Source organism: Microbispora sp. NPDC046933 (assembly GCF_040644635.1).
In the GTDB taxonomy this organism is placed as follows: Bacteria; Actinomycetota; Actinomycetes; order Streptosporangiales; family Streptosporangiaceae; genus Microbispora.
In genome coordinates this window covers 22,663-39,254 of record NZ_JBEYWW010000031.1, presented here as the reverse complement: position 1 = coordinate 39,254, position 16,592 = coordinate 22,663, and the positions used below count along the sequence as shown (strand labels likewise).

General features: G+C 71.9%; 16 protein-coding genes and 1 pseudogene. 7 read left to right on the top strand and 10 right to left on the bottom strand.

Going from position 1 to position 16,592, the window contains the following annotated elements; all coding sequences use genetic code 11:
- Positions 1 to 149 precede the first annotated feature (149 nt).
- The 3 genes from ABZ857_RS33065 to ABZ857_RS33055 are packed head-to-tail and all read left to right on the top strand — an operon-like array spanning position 150 to position 2,243.
- Positions 150 to 1,307, top strand: a complete 1,158-nt coding sequence (locus ABZ857_RS33065) for a sensor histidine kinase (RefSeq protein WP_357050968.1) — start codon at positions 150 to 152, stop codon at positions 1,305 to 1,307.
- Entirely contained in the window at positions 1,304 to 1,966 is a 663-nt protein-coding gene (locus tag ABZ857_RS33060) for a response regulator transcription factor (RefSeq protein ID WP_357050965.1), read from the top strand. The genes ABZ857_RS33065 and ABZ857_RS33060 overlap by 4 nt, the downstream gene beginning before the upstream one ends.
- A 43-nt stretch (positions 1,967 to 2,009) precedes the next feature.
- On the top strand, positions 2,010 to 2,243 hold the full coding sequence (locus ABZ857_RS33055; RefSeq protein ID WP_357050962.1) for a hypothetical protein: 234 nt from the start codon (positions 2,010 to 2,012) through the stop codon (positions 2,241 to 2,243).
- Here the strand turns inward: ABZ857_RS33055 and ABZ857_RS33050 are convergent.
- The 3 genes and pseudogenes from ABZ857_RS33050 to ABZ857_RS33040 form a co-directional block, all read right to left on the bottom strand.
- A pseudogene (locus tag ABZ857_RS33050) lies at positions 2,234 to 2,362 on the bottom strand (MerR family DNA-binding transcriptional regulator); the annotation flags it as partial. The gene ABZ857_RS33055 and the pseudogene ABZ857_RS33050 sit on opposite strands and share 10 nt — an antisense overlap.
- Positions 2,363 to 2,511: 149 nt before the next feature.
- Complete coding sequence (locus ABZ857_RS33045) at positions 2,512 to 3,672, bottom strand: anhydro-N-acetylmuramic acid kinase (RefSeq protein ID WP_357050960.1); 1,161 nt, start codon at positions 3,670 to 3,672, stop codon at positions 2,512 to 2,514.
- A gap of 20 nt (positions 3,673 to 3,692) precedes the next feature.
- Entirely contained in the window at positions 3,693 to 4,322 is a 630-nt protein-coding gene (locus ABZ857_RS33040) for a TetR/AcrR family transcriptional regulator (RefSeq protein WP_357050957.1), read from the bottom strand.
- 76 nt (positions 4,323 to 4,398) lie between these two features.
- On the opposite strand from ABZ857_RS33040, the gene ABZ857_RS33035 reads away from it, so the two are divergent.
- Positions 4,399 to 5,118 (top strand): carboxymuconolactone decarboxylase family protein, encoded by a 720-nt coding sequence (locus ABZ857_RS33035; protein ID WP_357050954.1) that lies wholly within the window; start codon positions 4,399 to 4,401, stop codon positions 5,116 to 5,118.
- Between the two features lie 112 nt (positions 5,119 to 5,230).
- On the opposite strand, the gene ABZ857_RS33030 is transcribed toward ABZ857_RS33035, so the two are convergent.
- Positions 5,231 to 6,796, bottom strand: a complete 1,566-nt coding sequence (locus ABZ857_RS33030; protein WP_357050951.1) for a family 10 glycosylhydrolase — start codon at positions 6,794 to 6,796, stop codon at positions 5,231 to 5,233.
- A 245-nt stretch (positions 6,797 to 7,041) separates the two neighbouring features.
- Between ABZ857_RS33030 and ABZ857_RS33025 the strand changes: the two genes are divergently transcribed.
- Entirely contained in the window at positions 7,042 to 7,941 is a 900-nt protein-coding gene (locus ABZ857_RS33025; RefSeq protein ID WP_357050948.1) for a MurR/RpiR family transcriptional regulator, read from the top strand.
- Between the two features lie 108 nt (positions 7,942 to 8,049).
- Here the strand turns inward: ABZ857_RS33025 and murQ are convergent, their stop codons facing one another.
- The 6 genes from murQ to ABZ857_RS32995 all read right to left on the bottom strand — a co-directional run bounded on the left by murQ (position 8,050) and on the right by ABZ857_RS32995 (position 14,907).
- Complete coding sequence (gene murQ / locus ABZ857_RS33020; protein WP_357050945.1) at positions 8,050 to 9,066, bottom strand: N-acetylmuramic acid 6-phosphate etherase; 1,017 nt, start codon at positions 9,064 to 9,066, stop codon at positions 8,050 to 8,052.
- Between the two features lie 66 nt (positions 9,067 to 9,132).
- Positions 9,133 to 10,137: an ABC transporter ATP-binding protein gene (locus ABZ857_RS33015; RefSeq protein WP_357050942.1), complete on the bottom strand. Its 1,005-nt coding sequence runs from the start codon at positions 10,135 to 10,137 to the stop codon at positions 9,133 to 9,135.
- Complete coding sequence (locus ABZ857_RS33010) at positions 10,134 to 11,174, bottom strand: ABC transporter ATP-binding protein (RefSeq protein ID WP_357050939.1); 1,041 nt, start codon at positions 11,172 to 11,174, stop codon at positions 10,134 to 10,136. Before ABZ857_RS33010 ends, ABZ857_RS33015 begins: the two co-directional genes overlap by 4 nt.
- A gap of 2 nt (positions 11,175 to 11,176) precedes the next feature.
- Positions 11,177 to 12,085 carry an ABC transporter permease gene (locus ABZ857_RS33005; RefSeq protein WP_357050936.1) on the bottom strand — a complete coding sequence of 303 codons (909 nt, stop codon included), beginning with the start codon at positions 12,083 to 12,085 and terminating at the stop codon, positions 11,177 to 11,179.
- Complete coding sequence (locus ABZ857_RS33000; RefSeq protein WP_357050933.1) at positions 12,082 to 13,089, bottom strand: ABC transporter permease; 1,008 nt, start codon at positions 13,087 to 13,089, stop codon at positions 12,082 to 12,084. Before ABZ857_RS33000 ends, ABZ857_RS33005 begins: the two co-directional genes overlap by 4 nt.
- Before the next feature lie 3 nt (positions 13,090 to 13,092).
- The gene (locus ABZ857_RS32995) at positions 13,093 to 14,907 is read right to left on the bottom strand and encodes an ABC transporter substrate-binding protein (protein ID WP_357050930.1); all 1,815 of its coding nucleotides are present in this window, start codon (positions 14,905 to 14,907) and stop codon (positions 13,093 to 13,095) included.
- 260 nt (positions 14,908 to 15,167) lie between these two features.
- Here ABZ857_RS32995 and ABZ857_RS32990 point away from each other — a divergent pair, with 260 nt between their 5' ends.
- Entirely contained in the window at positions 15,168 to 15,368 is a 201-nt protein-coding gene (locus ABZ857_RS32990; RefSeq protein WP_357050928.1) for a hypothetical protein, read from the top strand.
- A 1-nt stretch (position 15,369) separates the two neighbouring features.
- A complete protein-coding gene (locus ABZ857_RS32985; protein WP_357050925.1) occupies positions 15,370 to 16,539 on the top strand; it encodes a sulfite exporter TauE/SafE family protein in 1,170 nt (389 codons plus the stop codon).
- The last annotated feature ends 53 nt before the right edge of the window (positions 16,540 to 16,592 follow it).

Genomic DNA, 16,592 nt, shown 5'->3' with positions numbered 1-16,592 from the left:
CTTTTGGACGCCGTTCAGTGCGCCGTTCTCCAGGACGCCCGTCTCCGTGGTCCTGACCGCGACCCCGAATCGGCTCCGACGAGAGGAGCAGTCGGCCGTACATCCTCCAGCGGATGCGGTGACCAGCGGCGATGGCCTAGCGTGCGGATGTGCGTTCCCGTTCCGCGATGTACCACCGCATCGATCCCGTTCTGCCGGTCGTCATCGGGGTCGTCCAGGTGTTCCTGACGATGGGCGCCCAATACTGGCAGCTGCGGAACCCCGACCTCGGGCGGGTGCCGCTGACCTGGTGGGGCTACGCGCTGCTGCTGGTCGGGCCGCTCGCGATCGCGCTGCGCCGGCGGGCGCCGGTCGCCGTGCTGGTCGTCACGCTCACCTCGACCTCGGTCTACATGCTGCTCGGCTACGCGTACGGGCCGGTGTTCCTCAGCCCGATCATCGTGATCTTCAACGCGGTGCTGTCGGGGCACCGCCGTGCGGCGTGGCTGTCGTCGGGGGCGTTCTTCCTGTTCGTGGTCGTCTACGCCACGTGGTTCATCCCCCACCGGGCGAGCCTCTTCCACCACACCGCCGTCGCGGCGTACCTGCTGCTCACGCTCACCGTGGCGGAGTTCCACCGGATGCGCCGTGAGCGCCTCGCCGAACGCGAGCGGGTGGAGCGGGAGGAGGCCAGGCGGCAGGCGAGCGAGGAACGTCTCACCATGGCCCAGGAGCTGCACGACGTGCTCGCCCACAACATCTCGCTGATCCACGTCCAGGCGTCCACCGCCCTGCACATCCTGGACGACCACCCCGAGCAGGCCCGCACCGCGCTGACCACGATCAAGCAGGCGTCCAAGGACGTGCTGACCGAGATGCGCGGCGTGCTCAGCCTGCTCAGGGATGGCGCGCCGCGCTCCCCCACGGCCGGGATGGCCCACCTGGCCGACCTCGCCGAGCGCAGCGGGCTGCCGGTCACGCTGGAGGTGACCGGGCAGGCGCGCCCGCTGCCCGCCGGCATCGACCGGGCCGGCTACCGGATCGTGCAGGAGTCGCTGACCAACGTCTCGCGGCACGCGCCCGGCTCACGGGTGACCGTACGCGTGGCCTACGCGCCGGAGGAGCTGACCGTGGTGGTCGAGGACGACGGCGCGGGAACGGCGCGGGCCGAGACGGGCCTCGGCAGCGGCAACGGCATCCCCGGCATGCGCGAGCGGGCCGCGGCGCTCGGCGGATCGCTGACGGCGGGCCCCCGGCCCGGCGGCGGCTTCCGCGTCGAGGCGCGCCTCCCCTTACCTCCGTCCGCCACCCAGAAGGAGCCGAATTGATACGCGTCCTGCTCGCCGACGACCAGGCACTGGTCCGGGCCGGGTTCCGGGCCCTGCTCGACGCGCAGGAGGGCATGACCGTCGTGGGCGAGGCCGGCGACGGCGAGCAGGCCGTCCTGCTCACCCGGGACCTGCGCCCCGACGTGGTGCTGATGGACATCCGCATGCCCGGCACCGACGGCCTGACGGCCACCCGCCGCATCGGCGACGACCCCGCCCTCGCCGACGTGAAGATCGTCATGCTCACCACGTTCGAGCTGGACGAGTACGTCTTCGAGGCCCTGCGCGGCGGCGCGAGCGGCTTCCTGGTCAAGGACACCGAGCCGGCCGAGCTGATCCAGGCCGTGCGGGTGGTGGCCTCCGGCGACGCCCTGCTGTCCCCCGGCGTGACGCGCAGGCTCATCGCCGAGTACGTCGCCCGCGCCAAGGAGCCCGGCATCGCGACAAGCCTCGACCCGCTCACCGAACGGGAGCGGGAGGTGCTCGCGCTCGTGGGCACCGGCATGACGAACGACGAGATCGCCGCCAGGCTCTACATGTCCCCCGCGACGGCCAAGACCCACGTGAGCCGCACGATGACCAAGCTCCACGCCCGCGACCGGGCCCAGCTGGTCGTCATCGCGTACGAGTCCGGCCTGGTCAAACCCGGCTGGCTCTGAGACGCCGCCGGATTGTCGGGCGTGATCCCTACACTCCGCGACCATGGTGAGAGTGAGCTTCGTCGACGAGACGACGCCCGGCGAGCGGCGTGAAGCCTGGCATCTCGAGATCTTCGAAGAGCGGACCACGCTGCGCGAGATCATCCGGCGGCGGATCTTCCAGGAGGTCGCCGAGCACAACGCGACCCGGCCGAAGGTCTTCCGCGGGCTGGTCCAGCCGGGCGACACCGAGCGGACGCTGAACGGCCACCCTGTGCGCGCCCCGCCCGCCTCGTAGAAGCGGTAGCCGCTCGCGGGATCGACGTGGGCCGGGCGCAGCAGCCCGATCGCGTCGTAGTGGCGCAGCATGCGGACCGACACCCGGCCGTGCCTGGCGAAGTCTCCGATGGTGAACATGGTGTGGCCGATTCCAGTGCCTCACACGGTGTCAGGGTCAAGCGCCGCGTCTTCGGCCGGAGGCGGCGGTACGGCGGCCATGGCGGCGTTCGGTCGCTGGTCCGACATCGGGGTCAGGCCGCGCGCTGAGCCGGTGAAGGCCATCAGGATCAGGGCGAGGCGCGGTGCGCCGCCCCTCGCCCTTCCATGGAGATGCTCCGGGGCGGCAGGTTCAGCGGTTCCGGCAGCCGCAGCGGCCCGCGGCCCGGGGTGATCGTGCCGAGCACCCGCGGCCCTGCCGCGCCGGTGCACGCGGGCACCGTGCCGGGCAGGCCGTGCGCGGTCAGCCAGCCGAGGTAGGAGAAGGCGACGGCCTCCTTGGCGTCCGAGGGCACCCCGAGATCGTCGCTCGGCAGCAGCCGCACGCCTTCGGCCCGCTCACGCAGCGCGCTCATCAGGGCCGGGTTGCGCACGCCGCCACCGGAGACGACGACCGTGCCGAGCCCGTGCCGCCGGATCTCCACCGCGACCGTCTGGGCGGTGAGCGCCGTGAGCGTCGCCACCAGGTCCGGCAGGCCCAGCGCGTACGGCCCGGCGATCCGGTCCAGATAGCCCGCGTGGAACAGTTCCTTGCCCGTCGTCTTGGGCGGTGGCCGGTGATAGTACGGCTCGGCGAGCAACTCGGCCAGCAGGCCCTCGTGGACCTTCCCCGCCGCGGCCAGCCTGCCGTCCTGGTCGTACGGCATGCCGGTGGCGGCGCGTACGGCCGCGTCCGTCAGCGCCGAGGCCGGGCCGGTGTCGTAGGCGAGCGGGGGCTCGCACACCGTGAGGTTGGCGATGCCGCCGAGGTTGAGAGCGCCCGCGCGCCCGGGCAAGGCGGACAGCAACGGCAGGTCGAAGGCGGACACGAGCGGCGCGCCCTGCCCTCCGGCGGCCACGTCGCGCACCCGCAGGTCCGACACGACCGGCACGCCGAGCCGTTCGGCGATCCAGGCGGGCTGCCCGAGCTGGAGCGTCCCGCGCACGCGCCCGTCCTCCACCCAGTGGTACAGCGTCTGCCCGTGCGAGCAGACGAGGTCGGCGGCCGGGCAGGCCGCCGCCGCCTCGGCGAACGCCCGGCCGACGAGCGTGTCGAGTCGGCAGACCTCGCCCATGTCCGTGCGGTTCGGCGGCAGCGCGGCGACGATCGCGGCCCGCAGCTCAGGCGGGTACGGCACCGTGCCCGTGTGCTCCACGACACCGGTGAGCAGGTCGCCGTCCCGCGACCAGCGGACGAGCGCGCAGTCGATCCCGTCGTGGGAGGTCCCCGACATCAGCCCGAGTACGCGCACACCAGCCTCGCAAGGATTCTTCAGCCGGCTCTTGGCGGGAGGCCGACGAGCTTGGTGAGGAAACGGTCGATCTGCTCTTCGGCGGGCGGCCAGGGCAGGTCGGGCTCGTTGATCCGCTGCGACAGCATGCCGTTCACCGCCGTGCGCAGGTCGATCGCGACCGTCGCCGCGTCGTCGCGCGGGGCGACCCCGGCGTCCATGCAGCGCTGGACCGCCTCCGTGGTCCTGGCGACCAGCACCTCCTTGAACGGCATGCCGAGCCTGCGGTGGACCGCGCTCTCGTGCAGCACCTTGTAAAGGCCCGGATGCTCGTGCGCCCAGGCGGCCTGCGCGAGGATCCGTGCCCGCAGCCGCGCCGCGGGGGCCTCGTGCGCCGCGTCCGCCTCGTCGCCGGCCCGCACCAGTTCCTCGTGACAGCGCCGCAGAACCGCGAGCACGAGCGCGTCACGGTCGGGAAAGTGCAGGTAGACCGAGGTGGCCGCGATCGACACCTCGCGCGCCACGGCCCGCAGCGACAGCGCCTCGTCGTCGGCGAGGTCGTCGAGCATGCGCATGGCCGCCGCGACGATCTCCTCGCGCAGCCGCTCGCCCTGCCCCCGCGCGTTCGGACGACGGCGGGCGGCGGGAGTCGGGGGCGTGGTGGCTTCCATGACCGGCCTATTGTACGAGGACGACCATCACGCTACAGTCGTAGCGCTACAGCTGTTCACCAAAGGAGCGATTCCTGTGACCGTCCACACTTCTACGGACTTCCACACGATCAACGAGATGGACCCGGTGTTCGCCCAGATGGCGTCCGCCAGCGTCGGACACTGCTGGGCGGTGCCCGAGCTGACCGACCGCGAGAAGGTGTTCCTGGCCCTGGTGGCGGACGTCTGCCAGCCGGCCCTCGGGTTCCCGTTCGAGATGCACGTCCGCGCGGGCCTGCGGCGCGGCGTCTCCACCGCGGACATGCGCGCGCTGCTGCGCCTGATCTCCTACGACAGCGGGTATGTCGCGGCGCTGGCCGCGCTGGAGCGGCTCGCCGAGATCGAGGCCGCGGCCGGGCTGCCCCGTCCGGACGCCGAACCGCTGCCCCGGGAACTGCTGGAGACCGGTCCGGGCGCGGCTCCGACCCCGCTGCCCGAGCCGGTGCGGGCCGAGCTGACCGAGCTCGACCCGTACTTCCTGGAGTACTTCGACCTTCAGTCGCGGATGCGGGGCGTCCAGGGTCCGGGCACATTGAGCGTCCGCGAGCGGGCGTTCATGACGATGAGCATCGACGTGCACTACCAGACGCTGGACGAGACGTTCCGCATCCACGTGGGCCGCGCCCTGGGGGCCGGCGCCACACACGAGGACGTGCGGGCCGTGCTGCGCTTCACCGCGCAGTTCGGGGCGACGCGGGCATGGCAGGCGTGGAAGGCCCTCAACGCCCACCTCGCCGAGCTCACGCCCGCCCGCTGACGCCCGCTGACGCCGTGACGCCACGGCCCGCACCGCCTGACCGTGCGGACCGGCGCTCGATACACCCTGCTTAATGCACCCTGCTCAATGGACCCTGCTCAATGGACCCTGCTCAGTGGACCCTGCGTTCCTGGCTCGGCTCGCTCTGCCGGGACGCCCGGTCGACGGCCGTGACGTGGTAGCGGTGGCCGGGCGCGCCGTCCGGGTCCACCCAGCGGACGTGCCTGCCCGCCGGGACGACCGCGACCAGGTGCGCCGCGTCGGCGAAGTCCTGCCGGCGGGCGGGCCGGTCGAACCGGAAGACGGCGAACTGGAACGGGGCGCGGGGCCCGGTGGCCTCGACGTGCAGCTCCACGCCCCCGCTCACGCGGCGGGCCGAGGCGAGCACGGGACGGCGGGGCGGCTCGCCGCCCGCGAGCCTGGGCAGCAGCGGCGCGAGCGCCGGACGCGTGTAGTGCCCGCTCACCACCGCACCGATCGACCCGAGCCGGTCGTCGCGGACGTCGGCCGCGTTGTACCAGATGTCCCCGCCGACCTCCGGATGGTCGCGGTTGAGCGTGAGGTGCCGGGTCAGCTCATCGGGCTGGAACCATTCGGTGGGCTGCCCCGCCGCGCCCGCCTTGTACGCCGCCTGGCCGATCCACAGCTGCACGCCGGTGCCCGCGGCCACGTCGGACCACCAGGGGACGAGCTTGGCGTAGTCGGCGTTCGACTGGCCGATGTACCAGTACAGCTGCGGCGCGATGTAGTCGAGCCAGCCCTTCTTCACCCACCCGCGGGTGTCGGCGTGCAGGTTGTCGTACGACTGCCCGCCGCTGGTGTCGGAGCCGAGGGGGTCGGTGGCCTTGTTGCGCCAGATGCCCGACGGGCTGATGCCCCAGGCGACCTCGGGCTTGGCCTGCCGTACGCGCTGCTGCATCTCCCGCACGAGCAGGTCCACGTTGTTGCGCCGCCAGGCGGCGAGGTCGGGGAAGCCCGCGCCGTACGCCGCGTAGGCGGCGCTGTCGTCGAACGCCGTGGTGTTGACCGGGTAGAAGTAGTCGTCGAAGTGCAGGCCGTCGATGTCGTAGCGGGTGACGGCGTCCATCATCGCGTCCTGCACGAACGCGCGGACCTCCGGGATGCCGGGGTTGTAGTAGAGCTTCCCGCCGTACGAGACGATCCATTCGGGATGGCGGCGGCCTGGGTGGTCGGGGTGCAGCTTGGCCGGGTCCGCCTGCATGGACACGCGGTAGGGGTTGAACCAGGCGTGGAACGTGAGCCCCCGCCGGTGGGCCGCCTCGACGGCGAAGCCCAGCGGGTCATAGCCCGGGTCCTGCCCCTGGACCCCCGTGAGGTACTGCGACCACGGCTCGTACGGCGACGGCCAGAAGGCGTCGGCGGTCGGCCTGATCTGCACGAACACGGAGTTGAGCCGGCGTGCCACGGCCAGGTCGAGCCACGCCGTGAACTCGGCCTGCTGCTGCTCTGCGGACAGCCCGGGCTTCGACGGCCAGTTGATGTTGACGACCGAGGCGATCCACATGCCGCGCATCTGGCGCAGCGGCGGGACGTACCCGGCGGGAGAGGCGGAGAAGGCGGAAGCGGGGGATGCGGCGAGGGCCGGCAGCGGGACGCTCGACGCCGCGGCGGCGAGGGCCAGGCCGCGCAGCACGGCACGCCGGGAGGGGGAGCTCAATCGGACCTCCGAAAGCCGGGGGGATGCGGCGATCACGACACTGGCAGAAACTTACCTTCAGATCAATGCGGATAAAAGAAAGTGTCATCGACGTGTAATCTGCCCCAGGAGGTCCTCATGGGAGACGACGGCGGGCGTCCAGGTCACGCCGTACATATCTCGACATGTGGACTTCTGGTCCCGTTGTCCCGCACCGGCGGGGCGCGTGGATCTAAGCTGATCGCGCACAGGAGAGGCTGCACGTGATGAATGAGAACGAGGGCGCCGCACCGGTCAACCCGATCGCGACGGTGCGTGCGGTGCTGCCCTCGCTCACCCCCGCCGCCCAGACCATCGCGCGCCTCATCCTCGACGACCCCGCCATGGTGGCCCGCAGCACCATCACGGAGATCAGCGCGGTCTCGGGGATCAGCGAGGCGACGATCGTGCGGACCGCACGGGCGCTGGGCTTCGCCGGCTACTCCCAGCTGCGGTTCGCCCTGGCGGCGGCCGTGGCCAGGGACACCCCCGAGCGGCTCGTGCCCGGCGACCTCGCCCCGGACGACCCCCTGACCGACGTGATCGCCAAGGTCACCCGGGCCGAGTCGCAGGCGCTCGCCGACACGGCGGCCCAGCTCAATCCCGACGGGCTCGGCGCGGTGGTGGACGCCGTCGCCGGCGCCCGCCGCGTGGACGTCTACGGCGTGGGCGCCTCCGGCCTCGTCGCGGCCGACATGGCGCAGAAGCTGATGCGGATCGGGCTGCCCGGCCACTACTTCACCGACGCGCACCTCGCGCTCACCAGCGCCGCGCTGCTCCGCGAGGGAGACGTGGCGGTCGGGGTGAGCTGCACCGGCGAGACGCCCGACGTGCTCGGCCCGGCGCGGGTCGCCCGCAAGGCCGGCGCGACGGTCGTGGCGATCACGAACAACCCCCGCTCGTCGCTCGCCGGACTCGCCGACCACGTCCTGGTCTCCGCCGGGCGCGAGACGGCGTTCCGCCCGGGCGCGCTGGCCAGCCGGATCAGCCAGTTGCTCATCGTCGACTGCGTCTTCGTCGGCGTCGCGCAGCGCACGTTCGACACCTCCGACGCCGCCTTACGCGCGACCCGCGACGCGCTCGCCGACTACCTCGGCGACGCCCACCGCCGCGCCCGCTCGGCCTGACCCTCCGCGCTCAGGCCGCCCCGCCGGTTCCGCGAGAGCGCGGCCGCCTCGAAGCGCCCGCCGCCCGGCTGGGCGATCCCTCCTGCCGGGGAAGGCCGCGGCCACTGGTCAGGCCGCTCCACCGGCGCGGCGCGCGGCCTCCAGCCGGTCGCCGTTGGCCTCCAGCAACGCCCGGGCGCCGTCCGGGCCGAGATCGTGCTCGATCATCAGCACGGCCACCTTGACGTTCCAGTCCGCCGCCTCCAGCGCGTCCCGGGCGGCGGCGGGCCCGGCGCCGGTGATGTCGACGACCATCCGCGTCGCCCTGCGCGCGAGCTTCTCGTTCACCGCCGAGACCTCGATCATGGTGTTCCCGTACGTCCTGCCGAGCCGGATCATCGCGATCGTGGAAATCATGTTGAGCACGAGCTTCTGGGCGGTCCCGGCCTTGAGCCGGGTCGAGCCGGCCACCACCTCGGGGCCGACGACCACCTCGATCGGATGCTCAGCCCGCTCCGACAGCGGCGACCCCGGGTTGCAGGACAGGCTCACGGTCAGCGCCCCGCGACGGGCGGCCTCGTCCAGCGCCCCGAGCACGAACGGCGCCCGGCCGCTGGCGGAGATCCCCACGAGTGAGTCGAGCGGGCCCAGGCCGCGATCGGCGATGGCCGCCGCCCCGCCGTCGTGGTCGTCCTCCGCCCCCTCGATCGACCGGGTCAGCGCGGCCTCGCCGCCCGCGATGACGCCCTGCACGAGCTCGGGGTCGGTGCCGAACGTCGGCGGGCATTCCGAGGCGTCGAGGACGCCGAGCCTGCCGGACGTCCCCGCTCCCACGTAGAACAGGCGTCCGCCCCGCGCCATGCGGCCGGCGATCGCGTCGATGGCGGCCGACACGGCCGGGATGGCCTTGGCCACCGCGCTCGGCACCGTGGCGTCGGCCGCGTTCATCAGACGGGCGATCTCCTCGGTCGGGAGCCGGTCGATCTCGCGGTAACGCGGATCGCTCTGCTCCGTGTAGAGCTCGCCGTGCTCCGCGTTGAACTCGCTCCGCTCGCTGTGCGACTCGCTTCGCTCGGTGTCGATATCGCCTTCCTCTGTGTCGATATCACTTCGCTCTGTGGACAGGCCCGTCAGTGGGTCAGTCATCTCGTCCCTGTCGTCGGTTTCCATCTCCGGCCTCCCCCGATCGCCGTACGCGTCCGAAACGACTTCTCACCGGCGGCTCACCGGCACGGCGACCACGCTGCGGCGCTCGGGATGGAAGCAGGCGTGCTCCTGCGGCACGTCGCCGTCGCGGCCGAGCGCGGGCCGCTCGCGTTCACACCGCTCGGTCCTGAACGGGCAGCGCGGTGCGAACAGGCAGCCGTCCGGGTGCTCCGCCGACGCCTCCACCGGCACGACCCGCTGCTCGCCCGGTGACTCCAGGCCGTGCAGCACCGGGATGGCCGACAGCAGCGCCTGCGTGTAGGGGTGCACAGGAGCCGAGATGACGGTCTCGACCGGGCCGCGTTCGACCACCTGGCCGCGGTAGATGACGTACAGCTCGCCGTCGGTGCCGATGTAGCGGGCCGTCGCCACGTCGTGCGTGATGAACAGCACGCTCACCCCGAGCCGCTCACGCAAGTCCTTCAGCAGGGCGAGGATGCCCAGGCGCAGCGACACGTCGATCATCGAGACGGCCTCGTCGGCGACCAGGACCTCGGGATCGACGGTGAGCGCGCGGGCGATCACCACGCGCTGGCGCATGCCGCCCGACAGCTGGTGGGGATAGCGCGGCAGCACGTAGCCCGGGTCGAGCCCGACCAGGCCGAGCAGCTCCCGGGCCCGCTCGTCCGTCCAGGAGCGCGGCCGGCCGGTCTGCCTCGCCCGCAGCGCGAGCGGCGCGGCCAGCGCCTGGTGGATCGTGCGGGTCGGGTTCAGCGCGGAGTACGGGTCCTGGTGGATGAGCTGGACCCGGCGGAAGTGCGGCTGCCGCCCGCGGTGGCTCAGCGACGACATCGCCACGCCGTCGATGACGATCTCCCCGGAGTCGCAGGTCTCCAGCCCGGCGATGATCCGGCCGAGCGTGGTCTTCCCGCAGCCCGACTCGCCGATGAACGAGACCGCGCCGCCCTTCTGGATCGCGAAGTCCACGCCGCGCAGCGCCGGGACCTCCCGGGCCCCGAGCACGCCGCCGCGCTGCCGGAACGTCTTCGTGATGCCGGTCCCGCTGATCATGCCTGCTCCTCCCCCGCCGCGGCGGCCACGGCCGGCCTGTCCCCGTCGTCGTCCCGTACGGCGTGGCAGGCCGCCGACCGGGAGCCCGAGACGACCACCGGTGGCCGGCCGGTCTCGCACACGTCCATGCGCAGCGGGCAGCGCTCGCGGAACACACACCCGTCGGCCGGGATGTCGGCCAGCGTCGGCGGGCGGCCCGGCAGGGCGTGCGCCTCGCCGATGTCGCCGACGAGGCGCGGGATGGCCCCGAGCAGCCCCCGCGTGTACGGGTGGCGCGGCTCGGCCAGCACCTCGCGGGTGGGACCCTGCTCGGCCACCCGCCCGCCGTACATGACCGCGAGCCGGTCGGCGACCTCGGCGACCACCCCGAGGTCATGGGTGATGACGAGCGTGGTGAGCCCTCGCTCGGCGTGGACCTCCCGGACGATGCGCAGGATCGTCGCCTGCGTGATCATGTCCAGGGCGGTCGTGGGCTCGTCCAGCACGACGAGGCGGGCGTTCAGCACCAGGGCCAGCATGATGCCGACGCGCTGGCGCATGCCGCCGGACAGCTCGTGCTGGTAGGAGTCGAGCACCCGGGCGCCGTCCAGGCCCATCCGGCCGAGCAGGTCCCGGGCGTCCGCCAGCAGGCCGCGCGGGTCCTCCACGCCGTGGGAGCGGCCCAGGTCGAGCACCTGCTTGCCGACCGTCTTGAGCGGGTTGAGGGAGTTCTGCGCCGCCTGGAAAACGTACCCGACGTGCCGCCCGCGGGCTCGGCGCAGCCCCTCGCCGCCGAGCGCCACGACGTCGCCGAGTCCGTCGATCTCGACGCTGCCCGCGGCGATCCTGCCGGGCGGCTGGACGGCGTTGAGCAGCGACAGCGCGAGCGTCGACTTGCCCGAGCCCGACTCGCCGACCACACCGGTGATCGTGCCGGGCGCGAGGTCGAGGTCGACGCCGGACACCGCCGGCAGCTCGCCGGCCGGGGTGCGGTAGACCACGGTCAGCCCGCGGATGCGCACGCCGGGAGGACCGGGAGGACTCTGCTCGGGAGCCATGCTCACTCCTCCCGGAGCCGGGGGTTGAAGATCTCGTCCATTGCGTCCACGACCAGCACGATGCCGAGCGTGAGCAGCAGGATCGCCAGCAGCGGCGCCAGCAGGTACGGCAGCGCGGCCGTCGTGGTCAGCGCGCCGCCGCCGAAGACGGCGAGGTTGAGCATGACGCCCCAGTTGTTCGCCTCGAACGGCAGCACGCCCAGGAAGAACAGGCCCACCTGCGCGTAGACCGCGCCGGTCACCGCGATGAGCGCGTTCATCGCGATGTACGGAGCCATGCCGGGCAGCAGTTCCCTCCCGATGATGTGCGTCGTGGACAGGCCGAGACCCCGGGCGGCCTCGATGAAGCCGCGCTCGCGCAGCGACAGCGTCTGCGACCGCACGGCCCGGGCCACGCCGCCCCAGCCGAGCAGCCCGAGCACCAGGCCCATCTCGACGGCACCGGTGAACTTCCACACCGTCGACAGCACCAGCAGCAGCGGCAGCCCGGGGATCGTGAGCTTCATGTCGGTGAACCGCATGAGCACGGTGTCCCAGCGGCCCCGCCGGAACCCGGCGAACAGCCCGACGCCCGCGCCGACCACGACCGTGATGACAGCCGTCACGACGGCGGTCAGCAGGACGTACCGGGAGCCGGTGACGACGAGGGCGAGCACGTCCGTGCCCTCGAAGTCGGTGCCGAACGGATGCCGCAGGCTCGGCGGGGCGTAGAGCGCGCTCGTGTCGCGGGGCAGGGGGTCGGGGTAGAGCATCGGCCCGAAGATCCCCATGAAGGCGAACACCGCGAGGATGACCGCCCCGGCCATCCGGCTCGGCTTGCGACGCATGACCCGCCAGACGCCCCGCCAGAAGTTGCGGCGGACGGCCGCGGCGGCCCCCGTCTCCGCCTCCGGCACGATCGTGACACTCATGCGGCCTCGCCTCCGCTGCGCACCCGGGGGTCGATGACCGTGTAGAGCAGGTCGGCGGCGATGTTCGCGACGACGACCGCCGTCGTGATGAGCAGGAACGCCCCGCCCATCAGCGAGTAGTCGCGGTTGTTGATGCTGTCGATGAGCATCAGCCCCAGGCCGGGGTAGTTGAAGATGCGCTCGATGAAGATCGCGCCGCCGAACAGCAGGCCCAGCGAGAGCGCCAGGATCGTGAAGAGCGGCAGGATCGCGTTGCGCGCCACGTAGCGGAAGATGATCGACCGCTTCATCCCGCGCAGCTCGGCGGCCAGGATGAAGTCGTCGCCGAGCACGGTGACCACGCTCGACTTCATCGCGAGGATCCACCCGCCGTAGCCGGCCAGCGCGTACGTGACGACCGGCAGGGTGGCGTGCTGGACCAGCGAGCCGATGTAGTCGGCGGTGAAGCCGGGGTCGATCACGATGTCGGCCGTTCCCCCGGCAGGGAGGATCGGGATCAGCGTGGTGAAGATCGCCCCGAGCAGTAGCGCCAGCACGTACTGCGGGACGCCGTGCAGCAGCGAGCCGGAGATCGCGAGGACGTCGCCCAGCACGCCGGTCCGCTTGATCGCCGCGTAGACGCCCATGACGACCCCGACGAGGAAGCTCAGCAGCGTCCCGGCGAGCACCGGGATCACGGTCCACTTGGCGGCCGAGAACAGCACGGTGGACACGTCCGCGCCGGGCACGGACAGCGACTGCCCGAGGTCGAGGTGGGCCAGCCCGCCCATGTAGTCGACGTACTGCTCCCACAGGCCGCCCTTCGGCGTGAAGCCGTACAACGCCTCGACCGCGCGCTGCGCGGCGTCGGGGGCCATGCCCTGCTCGACGAGCTTCTGGTAGCGGGCCGCGAGCGGGTCGCCGGGGACGCTCCTGATGATCAGGAAGCTGATCGTCGTGACGACCAGGATCATGACGAACCCGCGGGCCACATGGCCCGCGAGCCGCCGGAGGAGAACCGCCATGGACTACTGCTTCTTCTTGATCATGCCGAGCTGGATCCAGACGCCGGAGGGCTGGCGCAGCAGGTCGCTGTCGTCCTCGGGGAAGCCGGTGAAGCGGTTGGTGTTGACGAACTGCGTGTTCACGTAGTCCCAGAGCTGGATCACCGGAAGATCCTGGTTGGCCGCCTTGGCGAGCTTGGCGATGACGGCCTTCTGCTCGTCGCCGCTGACGCTGTTGAGCTGGGCGGTCAGCTCGCCGGGGTTGACCGCGCCCACCCCCTCGACGTCGATCGTCTCGGGGCCGCCCATCCAGTTGCCGTCCTTGCCCGGAGCCGAGTGCTTGACCTTGCCGCCGAGGATGTTCCAGCCGTTGGAGGAGCCGTACAGGCGCTGGAAGATGTTGTACGGCGCGGGGCCGAGCGCGATGAGCCAGAAGCCGAGGTCGTACTTGCCCTCGTTGAGCTCCGACAGGTAGAGTGGGTAGTCGGCGGTGGTGACCACCTCGGCATCCACGCCGGCCGCGGTGAGCTGGCTGGTGATGGCCTTGGCCGCGGAGACCCAGTCGGAGAACGGCGCCGGGATGTGGATGGTCACCTTCCACGGCTTGCCGTCCGCCAGCGTCCACTTGCCGTCCTTCTTCTGGAGGCCGGCCTCCGAGAACTCCTTGTCCGCCCTGGCCGGGTCCAGCTTGTACGGCTCCAGCGCGTCGAGTTCGCCGCCGAGCCATTCCCTGGCGGCCTTCTGATGGATGCCCGAGGTGGTCACGGCCGCCGTGCCGCCCTCCGGAGAGGCGATCTGCGTGACCTCCTCACGGTTGATCACGTAGGCCAGCCCGCGCCGCACGTGCACGTTGTCGTACGGCTTCTTCGCCTGGTTGAACGCCAGCGAGACGGCCACCGGGGAGTAGCCCTTGATGACCTGGTTGCCCGGCGTCGCCTTGATGCGCTTCATCACGTCGGCGGGAACCGCGGTGAACGGAGCGTTGTCGAGCTTGCCCGAGGTCAGGTAGTTCCAGATCTGCTCGTTTCCGGTGGTGTTGAGCAGCTTGAGCTGGTCGGGCGCGACGTTGGCGGCGTTGTAGAAGTTCGTGTTCTTCACCAGCAGCGCCTCGCCGGGGTTCATCCGCTTGAGGACGAACGGCCCGGCCGACACGTCCTGGGCCGGGGCGAACGCGAGCACCTTCTCCGACAGCGCCTTGATCTGCCCGCGCGCCGCCTCCGCCTCCGGGCCGTCGCCGCGGGCGGTCTTGAGCGTGTCCCAGAAGTCGGCGGGAACGACGCTCTGCCACACGTGCTTGGGCACCACGAAGGCGTCCATGACCCCGCGTACGAACGTGACGCTGGGGTTCTTCATGTCCTGCGTGATCTTGATGGTCTTGTCGTCGACGACCTCGACGTCCGAGGCGGCGCCGGCCGCGCCGGGATCGACCGCGAAGGCGGTGCTGCCCTGGGTGTAGGCCAGCGCGATGGAGAACTTCACGTCCTCGGCGGTGACGGGCTGCCCGTCGGACCACTTGTTGCCCGGCTGCAGGTGGAGGGTGATGGAGGAGTTGTCCGGCGCGATGTCCCAGCTCGCCGCGATGCCCGGATAGAACTGGTTCGGGTCGGTGAGGGTGTTCTTCGCCCAGGCGATCCTCATCGCGTTGTAGCCCCAGAACGCGTTGCCCTTGGGGTTCCACGGATTGATCGGCGCGTTGACGTCGAGCGACGGTTTGTTGATATCGACCGTGGTGTAGACGCCGCCACCGCCGCCTGTGGAGTTCCCGCTCGTGCCGCCGCCGCTACATGCCGCGACGGCGGCGAGGCTGAGCAACGCCGCGACCGCTGTCAGACGTTTCATTGACCGCTCCGGGGGGTTGTTCTGCGGATCTTGTCCGGACCTTATGCGGCGGGCCAAGTCCAGGTCAATAATCTGCAAAACTCGTGAGGGTTCTGCAACTTTCCTTCATCCGAATCGCGGCGAAACCGAGTGCCGTGATCGTCCGGCAGGAGTGGCGGTCTTCTCTCCGCCCGGTCAGCGAACTGTTACTGGTCGCCCCCATGCGGTCACATTACGTTGCGAGCAAAGGCACCCGCCGCCGCCGTACGAGGAGGAATGGCGTGAAGTCCATCGCCCGATTCTGTGGCAACTGCAGCTGCGGCTGCCCCGAGCTGTTCGTGGACGCCTCCGCCCCGGCAGAGCGTCAGGTCGTCATCACCGACGACTTCGGCCAGAAGGTGGAGATGAGCCTCGACCAGCTCGGCTCACTGGTGGAGGCGGCGAAGATCGGCGCGCTGGACGACCTCGCGCTCACCGGCTGACGTGAACCCGGCCGCCCTGTTCGCCGGGGGCCTCGCCGCCGGCCTGGCCGCGGGCACGGCGTCGTGCGCCGCGGTCCAGGGCGGCCTCCTCATCGGCCTCGTCTCCCCCCGCGGGAGTCCGCACGGCCCGTCGCGCGGGCTTCCGCCGGTGGCCGCGTTCCTGACCGGCAGGCTCGCCGCCCACACCGCCCTCGGGGCGCTGCTCGGGCTGGTGGGCGCGGCCGTCCAGGTCGGCCCGCGCACCCGCGCGGCGCTGCTCGTCGCCGCCGGGACCGCGGTGGTCGTGCTCGCCGTACGGATGCTCCGCCGCCGCCGCGAGACGGGCTGCGCGCCGGCAGGGAAGGGGCCCGCCTCCGGAAGCGGCCCCCCGCCGGGATGCGCGTCCGCGGACAGCGGGCACAGACACAGCGAGCACGGACACAGCGAGCACGGGCAGAGCGAGCACGGGCAGAGCGAGCACGGGCACGATTGCGCGCCACGGGGCAGCACATCCGGACTCGTGGTGTCCGCCCCCGACATCCCGGACACAGCCGAGCGAGGCGGCGCGCGCTCCCCCACTCTCCTGCGCGCGGCGGCACTGGGCATGGCCACGATCTTCGTGCCCTGCGGCGTCACGATCGGCATGGAGGTCGTGGCCGTCTCCGCGGGTTCCGCGCTCGGAGGCGCGGCCGCGCTCGCGGGGCTCGCCCTCGGCACGGCTCCCGCCCTCGCCGCCCTCGGGCTGCTGCTGCGCACGCTCGCCTCGACCAGGCTGGCCGCGCTGGCGGGGATCGCGGCCCTGGCCGCCGGGCTCTTCACCCTCGGCTCCGGCCTGCGGCTCGGCGGCTGGCTGCCGGACCTCTCGCTGCCGCAGTTCGGCTCCCCCGCCTCCGCCGCGGGACGCGCCCTCACCGGGACCGACGGCGTCCAGCGGCTGACCGTTTGGGCGACCGCGGAGGGTTTCCGGCCCGGCATCGCCGTCGCCGCCGCCGGCCGGCCCGTCGAAATCGTCTTCAGGACGAAGGACAACCGGGGCTGCACGCGCACGCTCGCGATCGAGGACCGCGACGTCGTGCTCCCCGTCACCGGCGAGCGCGTGGTGCGGCTCGCGGCCCATCCGGAGGGGCCGCTGCGTTACGCCTGCGGGATGGGAATGTACGTGGGCTTCGTCAGGTTCGAGCGCGCCCCTTGACACCAACGTCTCACCAATAACCCTCCGTGACGACTCGGTTACGTGTCACCCTG